This is a genomic window from Kitasatospora sp. NPDC059571 (assembly GCF_042735675.1).
In the GTDB taxonomy this organism is placed as follows: domain Bacteria; phylum Actinomycetota; class Actinomycetes; order Streptomycetales; family Streptomycetaceae; genus Kitasatospora.
In genome coordinates, this window is sequence record NZ_JBHWBW010000116.1 from 1 (window position 1) to 9,169 (window position 9,169).

At 74.1% G+C, this 9,169-nt stretch carries 8 protein-coding genes and 1 pseudogene; 1 reads left to right on the forward strand and 8 read right to left on the reverse strand.

The window, feature by feature from the left end; translation table 11 throughout:
• A pseudogene (locus tag ACFV0G_RS15845) lies at window positions 1-672 on the forward strand (DEAD/DEAH box helicase); the annotation flags it as partial.
• Here ACFV0G_RS15845 and ACFV0G_RS15850 read toward each other — a convergent pair.
• The 8 genes from ACFV0G_RS15850 to ACFV0G_RS15885 form a co-directional block, all read right to left on the reverse strand.
• Window positions 645-965, reverse strand: a complete 321-nt coding sequence (locus ACFV0G_RS15850) for a hypothetical protein (RefSeq protein WP_380546980.1) — start codon at window positions 963-965, stop codon at window positions 645-647. The pseudogene ACFV0G_RS15845 and the gene ACFV0G_RS15850 overlap by 28 nt on opposite strands.
• A gap of 43 nt (window positions 966-1,008) precedes the next feature.
• Window positions 1,009-1,380 (reverse strand): helix-turn-helix domain-containing protein, encoded by a 372-nt coding sequence (locus tag ACFV0G_RS15855; protein WP_380546982.1) that lies wholly within the window; start codon window positions 1,378-1,380, stop codon window positions 1,009-1,011.
• A gap of 271 nt (window positions 1,381-1,651) precedes the next feature.
• Window positions 1,652-2,146 (reverse strand): CinA family protein, encoded by a 495-nt coding sequence (locus ACFV0G_RS15860; protein WP_380546984.1) that lies wholly within the window; start codon window positions 2,144-2,146, stop codon window positions 1,652-1,654.
• Entirely contained in the window at window positions 2,143-2,790 is a 648-nt protein-coding gene (gene pgsA, locus ACFV0G_RS15865; RefSeq protein ID WP_380546986.1) for a CDP-diacylglycerol--glycerol-3-phosphate 3-phosphatidyltransferase, read from the reverse strand. The genes ACFV0G_RS15860 and pgsA overlap by 4 nt, the downstream gene beginning before the upstream one ends.
• Window positions 2,787-4,247, reverse strand: coding sequence for a 30S ribosomal protein S12 methylthiotransferase RimO (rimO, locus tag ACFV0G_RS15870; RefSeq protein WP_380546988.1), 1,461 nt, complete (start codon window positions 4,245-4,247; stop codon window positions 2,787-2,789). The genes pgsA and rimO overlap by 4 nt, the downstream gene beginning before the upstream one ends.
• A 73-nt stretch (window positions 4,248-4,320) precedes the next feature.
• Window positions 4,321-5,193, reverse strand: coding sequence for a helix-turn-helix domain-containing protein (locus ACFV0G_RS15875; protein WP_380546990.1), 873 nt, complete (start codon window positions 5,191-5,193; stop codon window positions 4,321-4,323).
• A gap of 227 nt (window positions 5,194-5,420) precedes the next feature.
• Window positions 5,421-8,078: a DNA translocase FtsK gene (locus ACFV0G_RS15880; RefSeq protein ID WP_380546992.1), complete on the reverse strand. Its 2,658-nt coding sequence runs from the start codon at window positions 8,076-8,078 to the stop codon at window positions 5,421-5,423.
• A 155-nt stretch (window positions 8,079-8,233) separates the two neighbouring features.
• Window positions 8,234-8,869, reverse strand: a complete 636-nt coding sequence (locus ACFV0G_RS15885) for a response regulator (RefSeq protein WP_380547002.1) — start codon at window positions 8,867-8,869, stop codon at window positions 8,234-8,236.
• Between the last annotated feature and the right edge of the window lie 300 nt (window positions 8,870-9,169).

Sequence of the window (9,169 nt, forward strand, 5' to 3'; positions counted from 1 at the left end):
GCCCGGGCCCAGGGCCTGCTGGACCGGCACGGGGTGCTGACCCGCGGCACGGTCGCGGCCGAACGGGTGCCCGGCGGGTTCGCCGGGGTGTACCGAGTGCTGTCGGCCTTCGAGGAGCGCGGCCGCGCCCGCCGCGGGTACTTCGTGGAGGGCCTGGGCGGCGCGCAGTTCGCCATGGACGGTGCCGCCGACCGGCTGCGGTCGGTCAGCGGCCGGCTGGAGCGGGCGGGCGCCCAGGGCTGGGCGGCCGCCGCCCCGGGGCGCACGGCCGAACAGCCGGAGGCCCTGGTGCTCGCCGCGGCCGACCCGGCCAACGCCTACGGGGCCGCCCTGCCCTGGCCCGAGCCGCCGGCAGCCGAGGGGGCCGGGAACACGGCCGCCCACCGTCCCGGCCGCAAGGCGGGCGCACTGGTGGTGCTGGTCGACGGCGAGCTGGTGCTGTACGTGGAGCGGGGCGGCAAGTCGCTGCTGTCCTGGGCGCCGGACGCGGTGGCCCTGGAGCCGGCCGTCCAGGCGCTGGCACAGGCCGTCCGGGCGGGGGCGCTCGGCAGTGTCACGGTGGAGCGGGCGAACGGCGCAGCGGCGCTGACCTCACCGCTCGGCCAGGCGCTGGAGGAGGCGGGCTTCCACCCGACCCCGCGCGGCTACCGGCTGCGCGACCAGAGGGGCTGAGCGGCCGGAGCCCCCGCCGGGTCCGCCGGCGGGCGGACGGTACGGGTCCGGCGGGCCGGCCCCGTCCGGCTCGGGTCGCTGTGCACCGGGACGAGCCCCAGCCCCCACCACCCGGCCGCGAGTATGCCGAGCGTGGCGCCGCGGGCGGCCAGGTCCGGGCCGACCAGCCACCAGCCGAGCAGCGGCAGTCCGGCCGCGGACAGCAGAACGGCCGGTACGGACCACCTGGACAGGTGGCGCCGCCCGGCCGCTGCCAAGCGCATCGCCGTTCGCGGGATGCCGACTCCACGCACCGCGCCTCCTTCACTCGCTCCCCGCGGGGAGGGCGAGGTCCGGTCAGGCCGCGACCACGTCCATGGCGGCAGCCTTGGGCACGGTCGTTCCGGAGCGGTCGACCGCAGGACCCGGAAGCGGCACCGGTTCGAGAACCGGCCTCAGCAGATCACCCTCCGAGAGGGTGGCCATCGCCGCAAGTTCGGCGAGCGACAGCTCGTCGCTGACCTCGCGCATGACCTCGGACATCCGGACATCGAGCGCGTCGCAGATGGCGGAGAGCAGTTCGGAGGAGGCCTCCTTCTGCCCCCGCTCCACCTCGGAGAGGTAGCCGAGCGAAACCCTGGCGGCCGCCGACACCTCGCGGAGTGTGCGGCCCTGGCGCTGGCGCTGCCGACGCAGCACATCGCCCAGCAGGCGACGGAGCAGGATCATCGGTGCCTCCCTCCTCGGACTGCGGATCGAGATGTCACGTCCCCACCGTACCGCCTCGTCCGCATCGCGTGCGGGGACCGTGGTCGTGTTCACTCTGGGCTGCAAGGCTGTCCCCTCCCGTTCTGTGCCCGCCCGGGCCGTCACCGCCTGCGATCCGGGTGCGCGGCCCGCAGGTGCGATGTGGCCGGCTGGTTGAGTTCTGCCCGCCCGGGGCCGGTGCTGTAACACGATCCACCAGCTCGGGCGGCCGGTTCAGCGATTTCAGCAAACCTCAGCGCGGCGGACCGGAACTCGCTAGACGCTCGAGGAGCAGCTCCAGGGCGGCGGTCACCGTCGCTGCGCGGATTCTCGCACGTTGCCCTGACAACACCGGGGAGACGGTCTGTGTTCCCCCGGGGCCGGCGCAGGCGACGTGGACCGTGCCGACCGGCAGGCCGTCCTGCGGCTCGGGGCCAGCCACCCCGGTGGTGGCGAGCCCGTACGTGGCGCCGAGCAGCCGGCGCACGCCGTCGGCCATCTGCCGGGCCACCACCGGGTGGACGGGGCCGTGCACGGCCAGCAGGCCCTCGTCCACGCCCAGCACCGAGGCCTTCAGCTCGGTCGCGTAGGCGGTGACCGAGCCGCGGAAGGTCGCGGAGGCGCCGGGCACGTCGACCAGGGCGGCGGCGAGCAGGCCGCCGGTCAGCGACTCGGCGACGGCGACCGTCCCGCCGTGCTCGCGCAGTGCGGCGTGCACCGCGGCGGCCAGGTCGGTGCCGTCGCTCACCGGCCGGCCCGCTCGGCCCGCTCGCGGGCCAGGCCCTCGCGGCGCAGCCGGACGGCCTGGGCCACGTAGTCGAGCCCGGTGCCGACGGTCAGCAGCACGGCGACGCCCATCACGACCGCGCGGGCGGTGGCCAGCGGGCCGGTCAGCACCAGGACGTACATGCCGACCGCGATGCCCTGGGTGAGGGTCTTGAGCTTGCCGCCGCGGCTGGCCGGGATGACCGCGTACCGGATCACCCAGAAGCGCATCAGGGTGATGCCGAGCTCGCGGGCCAGGATCACCGCGGTGATCCACCACGGCAGGTCGCCGAGGATCGACAGGCCGATCAGCGCGGCGCCCATGATCGCCTTGTCGGCGATCGGGTCGGCGATCTTGCCGAAGTCGGTGATCAGGCCCTTGCGGCGGGCCAGCTCCCCGTCGAACACGTCGGTGATCATCGCGACGGCGAAGGAGGCCCACGCGACGGCGCGCCACTTCGGGTCGTGGCCGCCGTCGGCGAACAGCAGCAGCACGAAGACCGGCACCAGCAGCAGGCGGACCATCGTCAGGACGTTGGCGATGTTCCAGAGGCCCGGCTCGGGGGACGGCGCGGCCCCGGAGCGGCCGGGGCGGGCCGCGGTCGGGGCGCCGGGCCCCTTGGTCACGCGTCCGCTCCCGGCACGTGGCGCGCGACGGCCTCGGCCACCAGGTCGACGCCCTCGGTGCCGACCACGGTGGCCCGGTAGTACTGGCCGACCTCGGCGTCGTCCGCGCCGAGCAGGGTGGTGAGGCCGTCCGTCTCGGGCGCCTGGTGGGCCGCACGGCCCTCCACGACGCCGTCCTCGACGGACTCCACGAGGACGAGCACCTCGCTGCCGATCCGCTCCTCGGCGCGCTGCGCGGTCAGCTCCTCGGCGAGCCGGGAGAGCCGGGAGAGCCGGTCGGCGACCACCTCGTCGGGCAGCTTGCCGTCCAGCGTGGCGGCCTCGGTGCCGTCCTCGTCCGAGTAGCCGAACACGCCGATGGCGTCGAGCCGGGCCTGGCCGATGAACCGTTCCAGCTCGGCGAAGTCCTCCTCGCTCTCGCCGGGGAAGCCGACGATGAAGTTGGACCGGGCGCCGGCCTCGGGCGCCTTGGCGCGGATGCCGGCGAGCAGCTCCAGGAACTGCTCGGTGGAGCCGAAGCGGCGCATCCGGCGCAGCACGGCCGGCGCGGAGTGCTGGAAGGACAGGTCGAAGTACGGGACGACCCGGTCGGTGCCGCACATCGCCTCGACCAGGCCCGGGCGCATCTCGGCGGGCTGGAGGTAGCTGACCCGGATCCGCTCGATGCCGGGGATGTCGGCGATCTCGGCGAGCAGGGTCTCCAGCAGCCGGATGTCGCCGAGGTCCTTGCCGTACGAGGTGTTGTTCTCGCTGACCAGGACGACCTCGGTGACGCCCTCGCCGGCCAGCCAGCGGGCCTCGTTCAGGACGTCGGAGGGCCGCCGGGAGATGAACGAGCCGCGGAAGGCCGGGATGGCGCAGAAGGAGCAGCGGCGGTCGCAGCCGGAGGCCAGCTTGATCGAGGCGACCGGGCTGTCGTCGAGGCGCTTGCGCAGGGTGCGCGGGCCGGAGGCGGGGGCGAGGCCGTCGGGGAGGTCTTCGGGGGCGCCGTGGCCGGGCAGGGCGACCTCGGCGGCGGCCGCCTGGCGCTCGACCGGGGTCAGCGGCAGCAGCTTGCGGCGGTCGCGCGGGGTGTGCGCCTCGACGTGGCCGCCGGAGAGGATGGTCTGCAGCCGGGTGGAGATGTCGGTGTAGTCGTCGAAGCCGAGCACGCCGTCGGCCTCGGGCAGCGCGTCGGCGAGCTCCTTGCCGTAGCGCTCGGCCATGCAGCCGACCGCGACCACGGCCTGGGTGCGGCCGTGCCCCTTGAGGTCGTTGGCCTCCAGCAGGGCGTCGACGGAGTCCTTCTTGGCGGCCTCGACGAACCCGCAGGTGTTGACGACGGCGACGTCGGCGTCGGCGGCGTCGTCGACCAACTGCCAGCCGTCGGCCTCCAGTCGCCCGGCGAGTTCCTCGGAGTCCACCTCGTTGCGGGCGCATCCGAGCGTGACAAGGGCGACAGTACGGCGTTCAGGCATGACGCCAAGATTAACGCGCGGCCCCCGGTGCCGTTCGCCCCGGAGGCCGCGCGCGGTGGTCGAATGCCCCGGTTCAGCCCGCCTGCGGGTCTCCCGGGGTGTACGTGACGTGCACCACCTGGCCGTCGGCGCCCGCCGAACCGAGGTCCTTGCCGTTGACGTACACGTGGACGGCGCCGGCGTTGCCGAGCACCAGGGTGATCTGCTTGGCGTCGGTGAAGGTCTGGTCCTGGCCGTTCTCGAGGTTGTTGGCGAACAGCACCTTGCCCTTGCCGTCCTTGGCGGAGACCCAGCTGGTGGCCTTCTCGGCGACCAGCTTGACGGTGACCTTGTCGGCCGGGGCGGCGGCGATCGGCGCCAGGCTCGGGGCGGGCGCCGGCGGCTGGGCGGAGGGCGCGGCGGAGGACGACCCGGCGGAGAGCGGGGCGCCGGCGGCGCCGGCCGGCTGGTCCGCGGAGCGGCCGCTGAACAGGTTGAAGCCGATCAGGGCGACCACCGCGACGATGGCGACGACCATCGGGGTCGTCCAGTTCGGCCGCCGGTGGTCCTTGACCTTGATCGGCGCGGTGTCCATCAGCTGGGTGGGCCTGCGGTCGGCGGGCGCGCCGCCGTGCGCGGCGTCGTAGCGGGCGACCAGCGCGTCGCCGTCCACGCCGACGGCGCGGGCGAGCGCGCGGATGTGGCCGCGGGCGTAGAAGTCGCCGCCGCAGCGGGAGAAGTCGTCCTGTTCGATGGCGTGCACGATCGGTACCCGGACCCGGGTGGTCGAGCTGACCTGATCGACGGTCAACCCGGCGTCGATCCGGGCGACGGTGAGCACGCGGCCGATGGTGGGAAGGTCGGCGGCCTCCGGCCCGGCCGTCTGGTCCGGCTGCCCCGGGACGTTCCGGGACGTGCGGGCGGAGGGCCGGCGGTTGCCACGGTCGGGGGACTTGCCGATGGTCACTGGACGCGCCTTTCGAGCGTTGGCCACCTGCTGAGAAGACAGTCTAGGGGCGGGGGCGGAACGTTTCTCAAGCGGAATAGGCCCGAACGTGGGCGAACCTCCGAGCCCTCCTGACAGAACGTCAGCCCAGGCCGGACGCACCGTTCGTCCCCGCTCCGAAGGGGACGCGCCGGGTCCTCGGCGCGGTTCCCTTACCTATCACATTCCACCGAACGGGTGAGAGGCGGCTACCCGCGAAGCGTCAGCAGCACACCGTCCAGTTCGTCCGGCTTCACCAGCACGTCCCGGGCCTTCGAGCCCTCGCTCGGGCCGACGATGCCGCGGGACTCCATCAGGTCCATCAGCCGGCCCGCCTTGGCGAAGCCGACCCGCAGCTTGCGCTGGAGCATCGAGGTGGAGCCGAACTGGGTGGAGACCACCAGCTCGGCGGCCTGGATCAGCAGGTCCAGGTCGTCCCCGATCTCCTCGTCGATCTCCTTCTTCGGCCCGCCGCCGACCGTGACGTCGTCCCGGTAGACCGCGGACATCTGGTCCTTGCAGTGCTGCACGACCTTGGCGATCTCCGCCTCGGTGACGAACGCGCCCTGCATGCGGACCGGCTTGGAGGCGCCCATCGGCAGGAACAGCGCGTCGCCCTTGCCGATCAGCTTCTCCGCGCCGGGCTGGTCGAGGATGACCCGGGAGTCGGCCATCGCCGAGGTGGCGAACGCCAGCCGGGACGGCACGTTCGCCTTGATCAGGCCGGTGACCACGTCCACCGAGGGCCGCTGGGTGGCGAGCACCAGGTGGATGCCGGCCGCGCGGGCCAGCTGGGTGATGCGGACGACCGAGTCCTCGACGTCCCGCGGCGCGACCATCATGAGGTCCGCCAGCTCGTCGACGATCACCAGCAGGTACGGGTACGGCGAGAGCTCGCGCTCGCTGCCGAGCGGCGGCTTGACCGTGCCCGCCCGGACCGCGGCGTTGAAGTCGTCCACGTGCCGGAAGCCGAACGCCGCCAGGTCGTCGTAGCGCATGTCCATCTCGCGCACGACCCACTGCAGCGCCTCGGCGGCCTTCTTCGGGCTGGTGATGATCGGCGTGATCAGGTGCGGGATGCCCTCGTACGCCGTCAGTTCGACGCGCTTGGGGTCGACCAGCACCATCCGTACCTCGTCCGGGGTGGAGCGGACCAGGACGGAGGTGATCAGGCAGTTGATGCACGAGGACTTGCCCGCGCCGGTGGCGCCGGCGACCAGGATGTGCGGCATCTTCGCGAGGTTGGCCATCACGGTGTGGCCCTCGACGTCCTTGCCCATGCCGACGACCATCGGGTGGTCGTCCTCGGCGGCGGCGCGCGAGCGCAGCAGGTCGCCGAGGTTGACCATCTCGCGGTCCCGGTTGGGGATCTCCACGCCGACCGCGGACTTGCCCGGGATAGGCGAGATGATCCGCACGTCCGGGCTGGCGACGGCGTAGGCGATGTTCTTGGCCAGCGCGGTGATCCGCTCGACCTTCACGGCGGGGCCGAGCTCGACCTCGTAGCGGGTGACCGTCGGGCCGCGGGTGAAGCCGGTGACCCGGGCGTCCACCTTGAACTCGGCGAACACGCCGGTGAGCTGGCTGACGACCTCGTCGTTGAGCTTGGAGCGGGACTTCGCCGGGGCGCCGTGCTCCAGCAGGTCCAGCGGCGGCAGGGCGTAGGTGATGTCCCCGGCCAGGCGCAGCTGCTCCATCCGCACCGGCGCCGGGCCGTGGCCCTCGGGTGCGCCCTCGGTGCGGGCCGCGGGCACCGCGGGCTCCTCGGGCGGGGCGGTGCGGTCCGGCACCTGGTGGAGCATGCCGGCCACGGCGGGCGAGCCGGGCACGCCGTACAGCAGGGCGCCGTCGAGTTCGGCGGCGACCCCGGCGGCGATGTCCCGGGTCTGGTACGGGTCCTTGGTGAACATGTCGGGCCCGGCGGGCGCGGGCTCCGGCTCCTCGGCCCTGCGGCGGCGGCGCCGGCGGCCGCGGCCGGACTCCTCGTCGGCCCCGCCGTCGATGGTGAACGGCAGCGCGTCCGGGTCGGCGTCCTCGGGGGGCTCGGTGGACAGCTCGCGGGCGGCACCGGGCGGGACGTCGCCGGCCGGTGCGGCGGGTGCCTCGACCACGCCCAGGCGCACGCCGAGCTGCCGCAGCCGCTCGGGGATCCGGTTGACGGGGGTGGCGGTGACCACCAGCAGGCCGAAGAACGCCACCAGGAGCAGCAGCGGCACGGCCAGCGGCGGGCCGGCGGCGGCCATCATCGGGGTGGACGCGGCCCAGCCGACGATCCCGCCTGCGGACCGTATCCGGGTCGCCCCGCTGGACATGACGGGCGCTCCGCAGCCGATGTGGACCAGCCCGAGGATGCCGACCACCAGCGCGGTCAGGCCGATGACGATCCGCCCGTTGGCCTCCGGCACCTCGGGGTGGCGCATCAGCCGGAAGGCGACCGCGCCGAGCAGCAGCGGCACCAGCACGTCGAGCCGGCCGAACAGGCCGGACACCACGTTGGTGGCCACCTCGCCGAGCCAGCCCTGCGGGCTGAACCAGGTGCCGGCCGCGGTGACCAGGGCGAGCGCCAGCAGCAGCAGGCCGACGCCGTCCTTGCGGTGGGCCGGGTCGAGGTTGCGCGCGCCGGTGCCGAAGCCGCGGAACACCGCCCCGATCGAGTGCGCGACGCCGAGCCAGACCGCCCTGACGGCCCGGAAGAGTATCGGCCGCGGCGGGGGCGGCGGCGGGGCGGCCGCCTTCTTGGCAGGGGCCCGCTTCGCCGCGGCGGCCTTGCGGGGCGCAGCCGGCGCAGCGGGCTTCCTGGCCGGCGCCTTCTTGGCCGGCCCGGGCTTCGAGTTGCGCGCCGCGCTGCCGGGCGTACGTGTGGCCATGGCTCAGCAGCCTACCGGCGCCCGGCACCCGCGCACATGTGACCGAGCGCGCCGGTGGGTCGTGTCGCCGACACGCTGTCACCCCGCGGGGTGCGTCACCCGGCCGGGTGCAGGTGATGGGCGTTCAGCCGGGCACGCGGCCCGGGGAGCGCGGCTCAGCCCGAGCCGGGCCGCAGCGCGTCGAGCGCCCGGCGCAGACCGGCGAGCTTGCGCTCCAGGTGGGCCGCGGACGCCGCGGCCGCCGTCTCGGGGCTGCCGTCCAACTGCTTGGCGAGGGCCTCGGCCTGCTCCTCGACCGCCGCCAGCCGGGCGGAGAGCTCGCCGATCAGCGCGCCGCCGAGCGCGGGCGCCTCGCCCGCCTCCAGCTGGAGGCGCAGCAGCGCCGCCTGCTCCTTGAGCTGGCAGTTCTTCATGTAGAGGTCGACGAAGACCGACACCTTGGCGCGCAGCACCCAGGGGTCGAACGGCTTGGAGATGTAGTCCACCGCGCCGGCCGCGTAGCCGCGGAAGGTGTGGTGCGGGCCGTGGTTGATCGCGGTGAGGAAGATGATCGGGATGTCGCGGGTGCGCTCGCGGCGCTTGATGTGGGCGGCCGTCTCGAAGCCGTCCATGCCGGGCATCTGGACGTCCAGCAGGATCACCGCGAAGTCGTCGGTGAGCAGCGCCTTCAGCGCCTCCTCGCCCGAGGACGCGCGGACCAGCGTCTGGTCGAGCGCGGAGAGGATCGCCTCCAGCGCCAGCAGGTTCTCCGGCCGGTCGTCGACCAGGAGGATCTTCGCCTTCTGCACCAGGACCCGCCCTCCTACCGGTTGCCTGCCAAGGGTCGGCACACGCGTACCGCCCACTACTGCCCCGGTCATGCTAGCCGTACCCCCTTGCCCGCCACACCGCTCCCGGGTGATCCGGCCCGCCGTCGCCGCCGTGGCGCGGGTGCCGCGGCCGGCCGGGCCGGACGCCGTGTTACCGCCCGGTCACCGATCGCAACGATTGCGGCACCCTATCCGGTTCCCGGCCGGGCCCGCCACTTGGGGCCGGCCGGCGGCGGTTGCGGCAAACCCACCCGCAGCCACAGGCGCAAGACAGCCAGCAGG